The organism is Demetria terragena DSM 11295, assembly GCF_000376825.1.
GTDB lineage: Bacteria > Actinomycetota > Actinomycetes > Actinomycetales > Dermatophilaceae > Demetria > Demetria terragena.
Window position 1 is genome coordinate 94,326 of the sequence record NZ_AQXW01000003.1, and the last position, 14,844, is coordinate 109,169.

The 14,844-nt window shown below is 64.1% G+C and carries 16 protein-coding genes; 9 read left to right on the forward strand and 7 right to left on the reverse strand.

The annotated features are described in order from the left end of the window. The first annotated feature begins 111 nt into the window (after window positions 1-111). From F562_RS17770 to F562_RS0102345, 3 genes are read left to right on the forward strand one after another with little or no spacing between them, the layout of a single operon-like run. A complete protein-coding gene (locus F562_RS17770; protein WP_156822482.1) occupies window positions 112-1,191 on the forward strand; it encodes a glycosyltransferase in 1,080 nt (359 codons plus the stop codon). Window positions 1,192-1,230: 39 nt separating this feature from the next. After that, window positions 1,231-2,082, forward strand: a complete 852-nt coding sequence (locus F562_RS0102340; protein ID WP_156822483.1) for an ABC transporter permease — start codon at window positions 1,231-1,233, stop codon at window positions 2,080-2,082. Between the two features lies 1 nt (window position 2,083). After that, window positions 2,084-2,854: an ABC transporter ATP-binding protein gene (locus F562_RS0102345; RefSeq protein WP_018155313.1), complete on the forward strand. Its 771-nt coding sequence runs from the start codon at window positions 2,084-2,086 to the stop codon at window positions 2,852-2,854. Here the strand turns inward: F562_RS0102345 and F562_RS0102350 are convergent, their stop codons facing one another. From F562_RS0102350 to F562_RS0102370, 5 genes are read right to left on the reverse strand one after another with little or no spacing between them, the layout of a single operon-like run. After that, window positions 2,855-3,499 carry a CoA transferase subunit B gene (locus F562_RS0102350; RefSeq protein ID WP_026180943.1) on the reverse strand — a complete coding sequence of 215 codons (645 nt, stop codon included), beginning with the start codon at window positions 3,497-3,499 and terminating at the stop codon, window positions 2,855-2,857. A 1-nt stretch (window position 3,500) separates the two neighbouring features. Continuing rightward, a complete protein-coding gene (locus F562_RS0102355; protein ID WP_018155315.1) occupies window positions 3,501-4,283 on the reverse strand; it encodes a CoA transferase subunit A in 783 nt (260 codons plus the stop codon). A gap of 22 nt (window positions 4,284-4,305) precedes the next feature. Continuing rightward, complete coding sequence (locus F562_RS0102360) at window positions 4,306-5,013, reverse strand: TIGR03089 family protein (RefSeq protein ID WP_018155316.1); 708 nt, start codon at window positions 5,011-5,013, stop codon at window positions 4,306-4,308. Window positions 5,014-5,026: 13 nt separating this feature from the next. Further along, on the reverse strand, window positions 5,027-6,562 hold the full coding sequence (locus F562_RS0102365; protein ID WP_018155317.1) for an aldo/keto reductase: 1,536 nt from the start codon (window positions 6,560-6,562) through the stop codon (window positions 5,027-5,029). Further along, a complete protein-coding gene (locus F562_RS0102370; RefSeq protein WP_018155318.1) occupies window positions 6,559-7,626 on the reverse strand; it encodes a PseG/SpsG family protein in 1,068 nt (355 codons plus the stop codon). The genes F562_RS0102365 and F562_RS0102370 overlap by 4 nt, the downstream gene beginning before the upstream one ends. Window positions 7,627-7,755: 129 nt before the next feature. Here F562_RS0102370 and pseB point away from each other — a divergent pair, with 129 nt between their 5' ends. From pseB to F562_RS0102385, 3 genes are read left to right on the forward strand one after another with little or no spacing between them, the layout of a single operon-like run. Then, window positions 7,756-8,745, forward strand: coding sequence for a UDP-N-acetylglucosamine 4,6-dehydratase (inverting) (gene pseB, locus F562_RS0102375; RefSeq protein ID WP_018155319.1), 990 nt, complete (start codon window positions 7,756-7,758; stop codon window positions 8,743-8,745). A 7-nt stretch (window positions 8,746-8,752) separates the two neighbouring features. Then, complete coding sequence (locus F562_RS0102380) at window positions 8,753-9,889, forward strand: DegT/DnrJ/EryC1/StrS family aminotransferase (RefSeq protein ID WP_018155320.1); 1,137 nt, start codon at window positions 8,753-8,755, stop codon at window positions 9,887-9,889. Then, the gene (locus F562_RS0102385) at window positions 9,889-10,737 is read left to right on the forward strand and encodes a hypothetical protein (protein WP_018155321.1); all 849 of its coding nucleotides are present in this window, start codon (window positions 9,889-9,891) and stop codon (window positions 10,735-10,737) included. Before F562_RS0102380 ends, F562_RS0102385 begins: the two co-directional genes overlap by 1 nt. 10 nt (window positions 10,738-10,747) lie before the next feature. Here the strand turns inward: F562_RS0102385 and pseI are convergent, their stop codons facing one another. Next, a complete protein-coding gene (pseI, locus tag F562_RS0102390) occupies window positions 10,748-11,800 on the reverse strand; it encodes a pseudaminic acid synthase (protein WP_018155322.1) in 1,053 nt (350 codons plus the stop codon). A 20-nt stretch (window positions 11,801-11,820) separates the two neighbouring features. Beyond that, complete coding sequence (locus tag F562_RS0102395; RefSeq protein ID WP_018155323.1) at window positions 11,821-12,324, reverse strand: GNAT family N-acetyltransferase; 504 nt, start codon at window positions 12,322-12,324, stop codon at window positions 11,821-11,823. 94 nt (window positions 12,325-12,418) lie between these two features. On the opposite strand from F562_RS0102395, the gene F562_RS0102400 reads away from it, so the two are divergent. The 3 genes from F562_RS0102400 to F562_RS0102410 are packed head-to-tail and all read left to right on the forward strand — an operon-like array spanning window position 12,419 to window position 14,683. Beyond that, complete coding sequence (locus tag F562_RS0102400) at window positions 12,419-12,670, forward strand: phosphopantetheine-binding protein (protein WP_018155324.1); 252 nt, start codon at window positions 12,419-12,421, stop codon at window positions 12,668-12,670. Next, a complete protein-coding gene (locus F562_RS0102405) occupies window positions 12,667-13,938 on the forward strand; it encodes an AMP-binding protein (RefSeq protein ID WP_018155325.1) in 1,272 nt (423 codons plus the stop codon). The genes F562_RS0102400 and F562_RS0102405 overlap by 4 nt, the downstream gene beginning before the upstream one ends. Beyond that, on the forward strand, window positions 13,931-14,683 hold the full coding sequence (locus F562_RS0102410) for an SDR family NAD(P)-dependent oxidoreductase (protein ID WP_018155326.1): 753 nt from the start codon (window positions 13,931-13,933) through the stop codon (window positions 14,681-14,683). Before F562_RS0102405 ends, F562_RS0102410 begins: the two co-directional genes overlap by 8 nt. The last annotated feature ends 161 nt before the right edge of the window (window positions 14,684-14,844 follow it).

The following is a 14,844-nucleotide window of genomic DNA, read 5'->3' on the forward strand; positions in this document are numbered from 1 at the left end:
TGCAGGCACCACGGAAGGGTAGCGGCCAACACTGGACATTCGCGGGACGTGAGGTAACGGGCAGGTCGACTGATGATCGGAGCGCTCGCTCCGGGTAACCTCAGGGGCGCGATGAAAGCACACGAAGACACGCCACCCGGCACGACACGGCAGACCACAGCAAGCAGCCCCGTCAGTTCAGCGATCTCGGTCGTCATGCCCATCCTCAATGAGGAGACGCACCTGGCTGAGTCGGTGGCGGCCGTGCTCGCGCAAGAGGTCGATGGCGATATCGAGGTCGTGCTCGCAGTTGGACCTTCCCAGGACCAGACCATGGAGGTCGCGCAGCGGCTCGCGGCGGCCGATCCCCGGGTCACGGTGATCGCTAATCCCAGCGGACGCACCCCTGATGCGTTGAACGCCGCGCTCGGCGTGGCCCGCCATCCGGTGATCGCGCGCGTGGACGGGCACGGCATCCTGTCGCCGCGATATCTGCAGACGGCGTTGGAAACGTTGGCGCAGACTGGTGCCGCCAATGTCGGTGGGATCATGGATGCCGTCGGCGTCACCGCTTTTGAGAAGGCCGTCGCCCTGGCCATGAAGTCGCCCGTCGGGGTCGGCGGGGCGCGATTCAAACTGGGCGGCGAGGCAGGGGAGTCCGAGACGGTCTATCTCGGGGTGTTCCGCCGTGAGTGGTTGGAGCGGGTCGGCGGCTACGACTCCCGGTTCACCCGCGCCCAGGATTGGGAGATGAACTTCCGGATCCGCCAGCAGGGTGGCGTCGTGTGGTTTACCCCCGACCTGAAGGTCGAATACCGTCCACGCGGTTCGTTCCGTGCGTTGGCCCGCCAGTACCTCGAGTACGGCCGCTGGCGCCGGGTCGTGGCCCGTCAACACTCTGGATCGATCAACCTGCGCTACCTGGCACCGCCTGCAGCCACCGCGGCGATCGCCGCTGGCGCGGTCGGCGGCTTGTGGTGGCGCCCGCTGTGGGTCATCCCTGGCGGATACCTGAGTGCCATCACGCTCGCTGGTGCGGTGATCTCCCGGGGTGCCCCGGCACCGGTCGCCGTGCGCGTGGCCCCAGTGCTGGCGACGATGCACCTCACGTGGGGATATGGCTTCCTGACTTCTCGCATCAACCTGGCCGACGACGTGTCGACCGACACACCGCAGGCTCCGCTTCCGGACCCGACTGGCCCGATAACCTGAGCCCGGCACTTCCTGCACCGACGAGCCGCAGGATTTCCGATGACAAAGGACGCTATGGACCTTCGAGTGCGCGCGGCCAGGATGTGGCAGGACCGAAAGATCCTGGACACGCTGGTACGCCGTGACTTGCGGGTCCGCTATGCCCGCAGCGCGCTGGGCTACCTGTGGACCCTGATCGATCCGCTCGCGATGGGTTTCATCTACTTCTTTGTTTTCGGTCTCATCCTCAATGCCGACCGAGGCACACCGATGCCCTTCATCGTGTTCTTGCTCGCGGGTCTGCTGCCCTGGAACTGGTTCAACACCAGCGTGACCGAGACCGCCCGCGCGCTGAACGCCGAGCGAAAATTGGTCCGGTCGACCAACATTCCGCGCGAATTCTGGGTCATGCGAGTCGTGCTAGCCAAGGGCGTGGAGTTCTTACTGTCGCTGCCGGTGCTGGCCTTCTTCATCGTGCTGGCAATGGCTGGCGTACCCCACATCAGTACCGGCGGAAGCATCGGGCTGAACTGGTACCTCCTGATGGTTCCGGTGGCTCTGGTCATTCAGTTGATGTTGTGCATCGGCATTGGCCTGATCATGGCGCCGCTGGGCTCGTTGGCGGACGACTTCGTCCGGCTGGTCCGCATCCTGCTGCGGATGATGTTCTATCTCTCGGCGATCCTGTATCCGATGAGTTTGGTGGAAGAGAAGGCTCCAGAGTGGGCCGCTACCCTGCTCTCGTTCAACCCGATGATTGGCATCATCGACATGTACCGGATGGGGCTTGCAAACGGCCAGAGTCCGAATCTGCTGGCTTGGGGTGCGGCAGCGGTCATCGCGATCTTCTGGCTGTTCTTCGGGCTGTGGGTGTTCCGGCGCCTGGAGCCGGCCGTACTGAAGGAGATCTGACGTGAGCTTGGAGTGGAAGACGTCAGTGGGCGAGCCCGTCATCAGTGTGGAGAACCTGGGAATCGAGTTTCTGCGCGGGCGAAAGCGCAAACTGTCCTTGCGCGAGATGGTCTACACCCGCAAGACGACCCACAACAAGGACACCTTCTGGCCACTGGAAGACATCAGCTTTGAGGTGGGTCGGGGCGAAGGCGTGGGACTGGTCGGTGGCAATGGCGAGGGGAAGTCCACCCTGCTCAAACTCATTGCCGGAACCTTGCTCCCAGATCGCGGTCGGGCCGTTGTACGCGAAGGCGTGGCACCGCTGATTGAACTCACCGGTGGGTTCGTGGGTGACCTCTCGGCCCGGGAGAATGTCTATCTCACTGCGGCGTTGCACGGCATGTCCGAGGAGCAGATCGAGGAGCGCTTCGAGGAGATCGTGAAATTCGCCGGGCCGCAGGTGAAGGCCGGCCTGGACGCACCCTTCCGGCACTTCTCCTCGGGCATGCAGGTCCGGCTGGGCTTTGCCGTGATCACGTGCCTCGACGAGCCGATCATCTTGGTCGATGAGGTGCTTGCCGTGGGTGACAAGAAGTTCCGCGAGAAGTGCTATGACCGGATGGAAGGGCTGCTGGAGGAAGGGCGGACACTGTTCTTGGTCTCGCACAACGAGCGTGACCTGAAGCGGTTCTGTACCCGCGGTATCTATCTGCGGCAGGGACTGGTCGCAGCCGACGGCCAGATGAACGACGTCATCGCGCAATACAACGAGGACATCCTCTCCTCCTGACTAGGCCGGGAGGAGATCCACCGTCAACGGCGGCTGCGTCTTGTCGCGGATCTCTTCCTCGGTGACCCCAGGCGCGAGTTCGCGCAGGACGAGCCCCTCGGGTGTCACGTCGATGACGGCCAGGTCGGTGATGATCCGGTCGACCACGCCCTTCCCGGTGAAAGGCAGCGAGCACTCGTTGACGATCTTGTGCGTACCGTCTTTGGCGACGTGATCCATGAGCACGATGACGCGCCGAGCGCCGTGCACGAGATCCATGGCGCCACCCATGCCCTTGACCATCTTTCCGGGGATCATCCAGTTGGCGATGTCGCCGACTCGGGAGACCTGCATGGCGCCCAGGATGGCGGCGTCGACCTTGCCGCCACGGATCATGCCGAACGATGTGGCCGAGTCGAAGACGGACGCGCCGCGGCGCAAGGTGACCGTCTCCTTGCCCGCATTGATGAGGTCCGGATCTTCCTCTCCCGCAAGGGGATAGGCGCCGACGCCCAAGAGACCGTTCTCCGACTGGAGGACGAGTTCAACATCGTCGTCGACGTAGTTGGGCACCAAGGTCGGCATGCCGATCCCAAGGTTGACGTAGTCGCCGTCGGCGAGTTCGCGCGCCGCGCGCGCTGCCATCTGCTCTCGGGTCAAGGCCATGTCAGCGTCCATCCTCGGGGTTGCGCACGGTGCGCTTCTCGATCTGCTTGTCGCGGGCTTGTTCGGGAGTGAGGGCCAGGACCCGTTGCACATAAATGCCCGGCAGGTGCACCTCATCAGGGTCGAGATCACCTGGTTCCACCAGTTCCTCGACTTCGGCGATAGAGATACGGGCCGCCATCGCGCAGAGCGGGTTGAAGTTGCGGGCGCTGGCGTGGAAGACCAGGTTGCCGTGCCGGTCGCCCTTCCAGGCGCGTACGAGACCGAAGTCGGTGGCGATTGAGTCCTCCAGGACGTACTCCTGGCTGGCTCCCGCGAAGTCGATGGTGCGGGTCTCCTTGGCGGGGGAGGCAAGCACGACCTGCCCCTCGGCGTCATAGCGCCACGGCATACCACCCTCGGCGACCTGGGTGCCAACACCCGTTCGCGTGAAAAATGCTGGGATGCCGGCCCCTGCGGCCCGCAACTTCTCGGCGAGAGTTCCTTGCGGAGTGAGGCGAACTTCGATCTCGCCCTGGAGGTACTGCCGGGCGAACTCCTTGTTCTCGCCGACGTAGGAGGCGGTCACCATCGAGATGCGCTGATCGGCGAGCAGGAGACCAAGCCCGGCGCCGTCGACGCCGCAGTTGTTGGAGACCACCCTCAGCTCTCGAGGGCCCGCTTCGTGCAGCGCTCTAATGAGAACGTTGGGAACTCCGGAGAGCCCGAATCCGCCAACGGACAGCGACGCTCCGTCGCCGATTCCCTCGATGGCAGCCGCGGGGGATGAGACCACTTTGTCCATGCCGTCGACCTTAGCCTCAGGCCTACTCCAACGTGATGGGGCCCATATCCTGCGCGCCTTCAGATCGGCGGCGGCTGGCCCGCACGGCCGGATCGGTGGTGCCCCGCAAGATCACCACTGAGCCACCGGCGCTCCACAGCGCCAACGAGGTACGCAGCACCTCGGCGAGCGATCCAGAGACGACCGCCCGTACCGGCGATGTCGCCGCGGGCACGAGGTTGGCATACGTCCAGGATTCGTCCCGGGTTTGGAGCGCGAGGTCATCGGCGTCGGCCTCCTCGACCACCTCCAGCACGTCGGGGTACGTGGGAAGCTCCCGCGCCTCGTCGAGGGCGCCGGCCGGGATCTCGCCGGGGAAGGATCGGGCCAGGGCTGCAAGGGTGGTCACTGCGAGTTCGGTGGGTTGGGCGCCTTTCGGGTTGGTGCTGATCACGACATCAGCCCCGTCTGGGTCATCGGACACCGTGCCGCCGACAGCCCAGACGCCCAGGGCCCAGTAGAGCGTCCGCCAGTGCTCAGGCGGCAGGTCGAGCGCGACGGTTCGTCCGGGTTCGACGTCGAAGTGCTCCGCCAGGAGGTTGCCAGCCTTGGCCACCCAATTGTTCAGGACCTTCCCCGAGAGTTCGATGCGCTCGCCCTGGGTCGACCCTGGGGTGTCGTCATAGAAGGTGATGCGCGGTGCGGCCGGGTCTTCCCGGAGCAGGCGGGGCAGTACCTCGTGGGGATGCACGGAACTCCTTCGGTCAGGTACGCGCAGCCTCGATCGCGCGACGTACCTGGGTGATCTGGTCCAAGGTCAGGCTAGGGCGGGTCGCCCACTCCAGATTGTCCCGTACCTGTTCCAGGGTGTCGGCGCCGACGGCCATCGAGGTCACGAAGTCATGGCCCAGGACGAAGGCGATGGCTAGATCGGCGATTCCGGTGCGCCCGAATTGCTCCGCGAGGCGAGTGAGTGTCGTGGCGAGCGGGTGGTCTGGTGCGAACAGTCGGCCGCCGCCAAATCCGCCGTATGTCGTCACGACAACATCCCGCTCGGACAGATCAGCGCCGAGGTCAGCCCACGGCGGGTCGACCACCGACATCGGGATCTCGAGGTATCCCAACTCTGGGAGGGCGAGCGCGTCGCGTAGTTCGCTGGGCGAGGTGACGGTGACACCAACTCTGCCGACGACGCCCTCCGCGTGGTAGTCGAGGAGGCGTTGCCAGGCCGCACCTGAGCCAGCGTGCGCGTCGGTCACGGAGGGAAACAAGGCTGCGGCCATGGACCGCCGGCCGAGACTGGCAAAACTGCGCTCCAGGTGTGCGCTGACCGATTGAGTAACCGTCTCATCATGGTTGGCGTCGGCCGGTGCCAGTCGGCAGATGACCGAGAGGCGTCGGGTCAGTTGTGGATCGGCGTTCTGCTGGAGGACGCCTTCTGCTCGACCGTCGTCCTGCAGGAGGTCGACGTGCGTGACTCCACGATTGACCGCGGCCGCCAGCATGGCGCGGATGACCTCCGCGCGCGGTGCAGGCGAGTTTGCCAATTGGTCTCCACCGATCACTACGGCGCTTTGACCCAGCTCTGATCGGTCGCGGACCGGGACGCTGGGGCCGTCGGTGAATTCGGCTTGGGCAAGACGCCGAATGATCGAGGGCCACGGTGCCGCGACGGGATCGGTGAGGTCGGCAAAGACACGGCAGACGCGGTCGTAGTCGGCCAGGACGTCCACGGTGCATCGATAACGGCGAGGGTCGCCAGGGTTATCGACGGGCACGTAGTCCAGGGTGGGAATGTTGCGTCGCAGCCACGGAGTGACGTGCTCGCGGTCATACGAATCAGTGGCGTGGGCGCCCGCGCTGCGAAGGTCCTTGACCGAGAACACTTCACAACCCAAGCCCTCGGGCACGTGGGCCACGTCGACGCGGCCATAGCCATAGCCGCCCGCGGACATGGCCGCTGCGAGTTCGTCGATCAACGTCGCGTCGCCGACGGGGTTGTCACCGGTCAGCCGGACGACGGTGTCGACATCGCTGAGATCGCTTGTCGCTGCGAGGAACCGGCCGAGGACATCATCAAGATCTCCGCGGACCACATCGATGCCAGCGCGAGACAAGTGGTCGGCGATTCGGCTGTCGTAGTGTTCCTGGCTGGTGGCAACCACGACCTCGTGCCCGCTGCGCGAGGCTCGTCGTGCCACCAATTCGATGAGGGGCATCCCGGCGATTGTCAGCAGCGCCTTGCCGGGAAGGCGCGATGAGTTGAGCCGGGATTGGATGACAACGCGGGTGCGGGTCACGCGTCCCTCCGCGGGTCGGTGGTGGACAAGAGACGTTCGATGTCGGTCACGACACGTTGCCGACCACGACCATCGACGAGGCGTTGGCCGCGCTGGCTCAGAGTCTGTCGCTGCGCTGGGTCACTGAGGAGCCGCCTCAGCGTATCGACCGCTGCGCGACGCGCATCAGGTTGTTGTCGCAGGTCATCCAGAAGCCCAAGGCCAGCGACAACACCGTGCTCAACAGTGGCGCGGTAGCCCGGCGCCTGGTTATCGACGACGCACACCGCTGCGGTCGGGACTCCCAAGCAGAGCAATTCCCAGATCGAGGATCCGGACGCTGAGACGGCGAGGTCGGAGTTCGCCGCGATCCGTGCGAGATCAGGGTCGGGCGGTATGGCGTGCACGGCCTGTTCGGGACCATGGTCAAGGTCGCTCAAAGCTGCCCGGACGTTGGAGTCGGATGCTATGGCAGTCACGGACACCGGGCGCTCGGTCTCTAAGAGAAGTGGCACGACGGCGCCTGAGGCTTCGAAGGGGTCGGTGCCGCCAAACACTGTCAGGACCCGGAGCGGAGCCTCCGTCGTGCGTGGCGGGGTAGCCGCAATGCGCGCGAGCACCGAGTCGCGAAACAGTGCGTACTCGATCCCGGCCAGCGCCGAGGAGTGCTGGGGCAGCGGATCCGGCGGTTTGGCGCCGAGGTTCTGATCGACATAGAGATGCGCGAACTGGGCTGAACCAAAATCGTGGTCAACCATCGCCACTACGAATATGCCTGCAGCGCGGAGGGATTCGCCAGAGTCGAGGTCGAGGTCGTACCCATCGAGCACGACGACATCCAGACCGAGCCGGTGCGCGAGGTCAGCGAGACTGGAGGGGGCCGATGGGGCGTCGTGAATCTCGATCCCGTGATCGGCGTAGGCGGCCGCAAGCCAGGGCACATCAATCACCCCCAGCGCGACGATCGTGCAGCCGCGCTGTGCGAGCTCCTCAGCGAGAGCGAGCAGCCGGACGGCATGGCCCACGCCCGTGCCGTGCCCAGCATCACAGCGAAGGCCGACGCGCGTCGCGGCGAGCGGCTGCATGGAGTCCTTTCGGTGGTGGCGGGTGAATAGGTCGGATCAATTCTCAATGTTAGCCTCGGCGTTGTCTTAGGCAAATGCCGGAGGCACTATTGCTCGCGCCACACTCAAGCAGCCACAGGAGCTAGTACATTGAGCGTTCTGGAAGGGTCGTCCATCCTTGTCACCGGGGGCACCGGGTCGTTTGGAAAGGCGCTGATCCGGCGCTTGCTTGACGAGGTCAAGCCACAGCGGATCGTTGTCTATTCGCGCGACGAATTAAAGCAATGGGAAGTTCGCCAACTGTTCAACGACGATTCACGTTTGCGATTCTTCATTGGCGATGTCCGAGACCTGGATCGGCTCAACCGCGCGACGCACGGCGTCGACTACGTCGTTCACGCGGCTGCGCTCAAGCAGGTAGACACCGGCGAGTACAACCCGTCAGAATTCGTCAAGACCAACGTTCACGGTAGCCAGAACGTGATCGAGGCGTGCATCAACAACAATGTCAAGAAGGTTGTCGCCCTCTCGACGGACAAGGCATCCAGCCCGATCAATCTGTACGGTGCGACGAAACTGACCGCGGACAAGTTGTTCACGCTCGGAAACCACTATGCTGCGGCCTACGACACACGATTTGCGGTCGTACGCTACGGAAACGTCACCGGTTCGCGCGGATCAATCATTCCGAAGTTCAAGGCGCTCCACGAGGCAGGGAAGTCCTTGCCTATCACTGACTTGCGGTGCACCCGCTTCCTCATCACCTTGCCCCAGGCCGTCGATATGGTCCTGGACACCTTTGAGTTGATGCAGGGCGGTGAGTTGGTGGTACCGCACATCCCGTCCCACAAGGTGACCGACCTCGCCCAGGCCATCGCTCCCGGCGCGAAGATGCATGACATCGGCCTCCGTCCGGGGGAGAAGCTGCACGAAGAGATGATCTCGCCGGAAGAGGGCCGTCGGGCGATCACGGTGATGGATGGCAAGTACTACATCCTGGAACCCGAGCTGGCGACCTGGGGCTACGTCAAGCGTACGGACGGGACACCTGTCGAGGACGGCTTCCACTGCGCCTCCGACAAGAACGACATCTGGTATGACGCGGAGGACATTCGCGAGATCCTGAACCTCGAAGTCTGAGGCGCCCATGTCGATGCTTCCCTATGGGCGTCAGTCCATCTCGGACGATGATGTCAAGGCTGTCGCGGAGGTCCTTCGAGGCGATTGGTTGACCACCGGTCCGGCCGTGGACAGGTTCGAGAAGGAATTGGGGGCCGTCGCTGGACAGTCGAACCCGGCTGTCGCTGTCACTTCAGGGACCGCCGCTTTGCACGTCGCGTATGCAGCGGCAGGCGTTGGACCGGGGGATGAAGTCATCACGAGTCCGTTGACGTTCCTCGCGACCGCGACGAGCGCTGCCATTCACGGCGCTACGGTCGTCTTCGCGGACGTCTGCGAGGACACCGGAAATCTTGACCCCGCCGCCGTTGAGGCGCTCGTGACGGACCGGACCAAAGTCATCAGTGGAGTCGACTTTGCGGGCCATCCCATGGACGCGCCTGGACTGCGTGCCGTCGCGGATCAAGCGGGCGCCCTCCTCCTGGAGGATGCTGCGCATTCCATTGGCGGCAGCCTGGACGGGCGTCCGGTCGGGTCGCTTGCGGACCTGACCACGTTCTCGTTCTTCCCGACCAAGAACCTGACCACGGCCGAAGGCGGTGCCGTGGTCGCCCTGGACCCTGACATCGCGCGTAAGGCGCGGACGTTCAAGGGCATCGGAATGGTCCGGGACCCCGATCGGCTCCGGACGACTGACGAAGGCCCGTGGTGGTACGAGATGCCTGACCTCGGGCTCAACTACCGACTTCCCGATGTGCTGTGCGCACTCGGCTCCAGCCAATTGACCCGACTGTCACAGTTCAAGGCCCGCCGCGCGCAGATCACCCAGCGCTACCACGAGGGCCTGGCTGACGTCCCCGGCCTGCGGCTGCCGACCCAACGCGTAGGTGCGGATCCGGTCTGGCACTTCTACCCGCTGCGGGTCCTGGATGGGCGCCGCCGTGGGTTGTTTGAGCGCCTACGTGCCGAAGGAATCGGCGTCCAGGTGAACTATATTCCCGTCCATTGGCAGCCGTGGTTTGCTGACCGTGGCTATCAGCGGGGAAGTTGTCCAGTGGCCGAGACCTACTACGAGCAGGAGATCAGTTTGCCCATGTTCCCTGACCTGTTGGATGCGGACGTCGATCGGGTGATCGACGGCATTCGTAGACACTTCGGAGCCTGATGCACCACGCCAACCACTTCTACGGGCACGCGCACATCATGGCGCGCTACACCGGCTTGGCCGAGGTGCCGCGCATCTGGGGCTACCTGCAACATGGCTGGAATACCTACGACGGGTTTGCTGTCGGCACCAAGTTCGCGCCGAATTATCCACGCCTGGTGTGGAGTTCGTCGGTAGCGCGTCGCGCCTGGAGCCTTGGCCTGCGACAGAACATCGTGGTTGCCGCACCCTGGGCATACTTGCTGGAGTTGGAAGGGGTCAGCACGGCCAATGCCGGGATAGACGACCGCGAGGGCACGATTGTCTACCCCTTCCATGGGTGGGAGGGTCAGAGCATCATCGGCGACCACGAGCTCTACCTCCAGCAAGTGCGGGAGGTAGAGGGCGATGTGCCGATCACGATGTGTCTCTACTGGAACGAATATCGCGACCCGGCGGTCCGGTCGATCTATGAGGATGCGGGCTTCCGGGTGATCTCCCACGGCGAGCGCGGGTACCTGTGGAAGGACACCGATGTGCACTTCCTCGACAAGCAGCTCGCTGAGGTGCGGCGGCATAAGCGAGTCGTCAGTAACCGCCTAGGAAGCGCTCTGATCTACGGCGCCAGTGTGGGGTGCGAAGTCGGAATCTATGGCGATCCGATGATCCTAGAAGCCGAGCGAGTGGCGCTCGGCGGTCGCGAGAAACAAATCCGGCTGTTCCCCGAGCTGCACCAACCCTTCGTGCCGCAGGACTACGCGCAGGCGCTCGCGCGCGCCGAGTTGGGGCAGGACGAGATGTTGTGCGCGGAGGAGATTCGTGACCTCTTCGGCTGGCGCGATGCCGTGCGCGGCTCGCTGGAATCGTAGCCCGAGCGCGTTAGACCAAGTCCCAGGTGAACGCCGTGCCCTTCGCGACGTCATGTTGGAAGGTGCGTCCTTCAACGCGCGAAAACTCCTCTGGCGCAATCCCGTTGGCCGGTCGGATGGATCGGACGTTGTCTGGCCCCACGATGTCGCCGGCGGCAACGTCCGTCACGACGTAGAGCGACCGGCGGAACCGTAGACCTTCCTTCTCCTGCTGTCGCGCACCGATGCGGGCCTGGCCGAGGCACTGCCACCCGATCTCGGTCTGTTGAACTAGCGAGGCGAGCTCGGCAGGCTCCGAGGAGAACGATGAATCAACGCCGCCCCCGTCACGCTGCATCGTGACGTGCTTCTCCACGACACAGGCGCCGAGCGCGACGGCAGCGACCGCAGCACCGATCCCGACAGTGTGATCGGAGTAGCCGACCAAGGTGCCAAAGGCATCAGCCATGACCGGGATGCCTCGCAGGTTGGACTCGCTGGGGTCGGCCGGGTAGTTGGCCGTGCACGCCAGGACGACGATCTGGTCGTTGCCCGTGCTTCGCGCTGCGTCGACCGCAGCGCTGATCTCCTGGAGTGATGCCATCCCGGTCGAGATGATGATCGGCTTGCCTTTGCTGGCGGCGAGTCTGATCAGAGGGAGATCGACGATCTCTGATGAGGCGATCTTGTAGGCCGGAGTGCCGAGGTCCTCGAGGAGATCAATCGCGGTGGGGTCGAAGGGGGAGGAGAAGACGGTGATGCCCGCCTTGTGCGCTTCTTCGAAAATGGGGGCGTGCCACGCCCACGGCGTGTGTGCCTCGGTATAGAGATCCCACAGTGTCCGGCCGCCCCACAAGTCATGATCCTGCGACAGCCGGAAATCGGGGGCATCAGAGTCGATCGTGATGGTCTGCGGTGTGTACGTCTGCAGTTTGACCGCGTCGGCGCCCTGTTCGGCGGCCATTCGGACGATCGCTAGCGCTTGGTCGAGCGATCCGTCGTGGTTGCCCGACATTTCGGCAATGATGTAGGGCTTCTGATTCGGTCCGATGGTTCGACCGGCAAGGGTGATGCTCCGCGTCATAGGACCACAATAACCTGCGGTCAGCGTTGCGGACGCACCCGCCGAATTCGATAGACCGTGACTAACTCGTCGAGAATTCGACGCTTATCCATGCGGATTTCCTCGAAGCCATTTCTCGAGTTCATACTCCGTACACCTTCGTTGCTCTCGATGACCTCGCCCTCGAGGGCGTCAAGATTGAGCTGCTCGTCGGCGTAGCGGACCGCCTCGCGTTGGATCTTGATCCAGGCAGGGAGCAGCTCGCCGCGCTCCGACAACCCCGCATTATCAAGGTAGTAGCCCCACATGGCTTGCCGCCGACCGTCGTGCTCGGCGATGTCGAAGAAGGTCACCACTCCCGCAGGTGCTCCGTTGCGCTCGTACACAAGGACCTGGCGAGTGTCGTCCGATTCGACCGCTTCCCACCAGGCGGAATGCATCTCGGCGGTGATTTCCTCGCGGTTCAGCGAGACCGCCTGAACCTCGGGGTGATTGCGCCAGCGTCGAATTGCCTCCAAGTCAGCGGAGGTGGCTGGTCGAAGCATGATGGATCCCGCCTATTTGGTCATTTCTGTAGTTCTCCTAGACTATATGCAAGTCCGCAAGGCAGTTTTTGATCACCGACGTTTGTGAGGATAGATGAGCGCGCTCAGCCGGGACCAGATTCGCACGATGATGGATGAGGTTCTGACCGCCCAAGGTAAGGAACTGCCAGCCGACGACTCCACCGCGCTGGCTGAGATCGGCTTCCGATCGCTGGATTTCTCAGAACTCGCACTCCGCGTCGAGGACGAGCTGGACGAGGAGCTCAACTTTGATGCGCCTGGCCTACGGTCGATCGAGACCGTCGGGGATGTCCTGGACCTCCTCGATCGGTTGCAGAACGCGTGACCGCAGTGCTGCCCGCGGGCGCACATAACCGGGTCGTGGTGGCAGACGACACGGTCTTCGATGGCGCCTGGAGCGATCTTGCGCCGTGGTCAGGCGTTCCGGCGGTTGCCGCATTCTTGACGCGCGACTTGTTGGCGCCAGCTCGTGCCGCATGGTTGGCGGCGAGCGAACCCCATCGGGAAACCCTGATCGCCACCGCCGCGCGCGTAGGTATCGCGCAGCAGCAGGAATGGCGCGACGGCGGGATGGCGATCGTGCGGTGGCCCACGGCGCAGCCCGACGCAGGCCACGATGACCAGCACGTCGACCACCCTGAGGCGCCGCGCGAGCCGGATGCCGGCCGCGTGTGGCTCCTCACCTCCGGATCGACTGGCCGACCCAAGCAGGTGGCGCACACGATTGACTCGCTCACCACGGTGGCCACAGACCAGCCGCCCCGCACCTGGCTGTGCCCCTACACGCCGGGCGCCTATGCGTGGTGGCAGGTCGTGACGCTCTCGCTCTCGGTGCCAGGTCAGGACATCGTGTTCGTCGATGGCGCTCGCGCGGACATCTGGCCGCATCGCGCACTAGAGGCCGGTGTGACGGCCGCGTCCGGCACACCCACGTTTTGGCGGCAGGCGATTTTCCGCTCGGGGGAGACGCTCGCTCAGTTGCCTTTGGAACAGATCACGCTGGGCGGCGAGCCCGTCGATCAGGCAATCCTCGATCAGCTCGGCGAGATGTTTCCGGACGCTCGGCTTTCCTGGATCTACGCCTCCTCCGAGGCGGGCGCGGCGATTGCCGTCCACGATGGCCAGGCCGGGTTCCCCTCGGCCTGGCTGGATCGGCACACGCCCGGTCGACCTCAGGTGCGGGTCGTCGACGGCGAACTGGTGATCGTTGCCACGCATGGCGCACAAGGCATGGACACCGAGATCCGTACCGGTGACCGAGCCGATACCCATGGTGATCGGGTCCTGATTACGGGTCGTCTTGCCTCGGATGAGATCAACGTTGGCGGGGCCAAAGTCTCGGCTGCCGAGGTGCGCGGTGTGCTGCTCCAACACCCAGAGGTCCTATGGGCCCACGTTCGGGGACGTAAGGCGCCGATCGTGGGACAGATGGTCCAGGCGGAAGTCGTCCCCGCGGGCGCTGCGGCGACTGATGGATTGACCGACCGACTCACGCGCTGGTGCCGTGACCGATTGCCCGAGTATGCGGTGCCCCGACGTATCCGCGTCCTGTCCGAAATTCCGATCAAGGAGACGCTGAAGAGCGATGTCTGACTTCACCCAAACCCCCATCCCGGCAGCGTCCTGCGTCCTTATCTCTGGCGGCTCCCGTGGGCTGGGATTGAGCCTGGTCGAGGATGCGCTGAAGCAGGGTGCCAAGGTGGCGACTTTCGCGCGTACGGTCACACCTGAACTCGAGAAGCTTGCGGCTGATCGCCCTGGTGAGGTCTTCGTCGGCTCGGTCGATATCACCGATGCCAAAGCTCAGACCGCCTTCATCAAGGCCGCTGCCGCCGAGTTGGGCCCGATCGACGCCTTGGTCAACAACGCGGCGATCGGTCAGGACTCGATGTTGCTGCACACCAGCCCGGAGCGCATCGGTCAGATCATCGAGACCAACCTGACCGCCACCCTGGTCCTGACCCGCGCCTTCCTTCGGCACGCCATGGCCAAAGCCGGTCGCGGTCGGGTTGTCTTCGTCACCTCCGTGTGCGGCCAGCGGGGCTACGCCGGGTTGTCGGCGTACTCCGCCACCAAGGGTGGTCTTGATGCGGCGATGCGAACTCTCGCTCGGGAGATGCACGGCCGGTTCCTGGTGAACTCAGTCGCGCCGGGGTTCTTCGCTTCGGAGATGTCGAGTGTGCTTGGCACCGAACAACTTTCGACGATCACGCGGCGTACTCCCTCCGGCCGACTCGTGGAGCCGGAGAACATCGCGCCGGTTGTGCGATCGCTGTTGTTCGAGGACACCAATCTCAATGGGCAATCGCTCACGATCGATGGGGGCGGATCCATCTGAGCACGTTGATAGCGCGCCAGGTCCATGGAGATCTACCCCATGACCTCCTGCGCGAGCTCGAATCTCCTTCTTTGAGAGGTGAATCGAGCCACTTGCGGGTAGTCGATAGCACGGCTTCCTCGACTAATAAGCCACGGACCTACCTGGCGAATGGGCATCGC

Bases quoted from the DNA above. Each gene is read 5' to 3' on its own strand.
- F562_RS17770 (WP_156822482.1), top strand. From the start codon at position 112: ATGAAAGCACACGAAGACACGCCACCCGGCACGACACGGCAGACCACA.
- F562_RS0102340 (WP_156822483.1), top strand. From the start codon at position 1,231: ATGACAAAGGACGCTATGGACCTTCGAGTGCGCGCGGCCAGGATGTGG.
- F562_RS0102350 (WP_026180943.1), bottom strand. From the start codon at position 3,499: ATGGCCTTGACCCGAGAGCAGATGGCAGCGCGCGCGGCGCGCGAACTC.
- F562_RS0102355 (WP_018155315.1), bottom strand. From the start codon at position 4,283: ATGGACAAAGTGGTCTCATCCCCCGCGGCTGCCATCGAGGGAATCGGC.
- F562_RS0102370 (WP_018155318.1), bottom strand. From the start codon at position 7,626: ATGCAGCCGCTCGCCGCGACGCGCGTCGGCCTTCGCTGTGATGCTGGG.
- F562_RS0102380 (WP_018155320.1), top strand. From the start codon at position 8,753: ATGTCGATGCTTCCCTATGGGCGTCAGTCCATCTCGGACGATGATGTC.
- F562_RS0102385 (WP_018155321.1), top strand. From the start codon at position 9,889: ATGCACCACGCCAACCACTTCTACGGGCACGCGCACATCATGGCGCGC.
- pseI (WP_018155322.1), bottom strand. From the start codon at position 11,800: ATGACGCGGAGCATCACCCTTGCCGGTCGAACCATCGGACCGAATCAG.
- F562_RS0102395 (WP_018155323.1), bottom strand. From the start codon at position 12,324: ATGCTTCGACCAGCCACCTCCGCTGACTTGGAGGCAATTCGACGCTGG.
- F562_RS0102400 (WP_018155324.1), top strand. From the start codon at position 12,419: ATGAGCGCGCTCAGCCGGGACCAGATTCGCACGATGATGGATGAGGTT.
- F562_RS0102410 (WP_018155326.1), top strand. From the start codon at position 13,931: ATGTCTGACTTCACCCAAACCCCCATCCCGGCAGCGTCCTGCGTCCTT.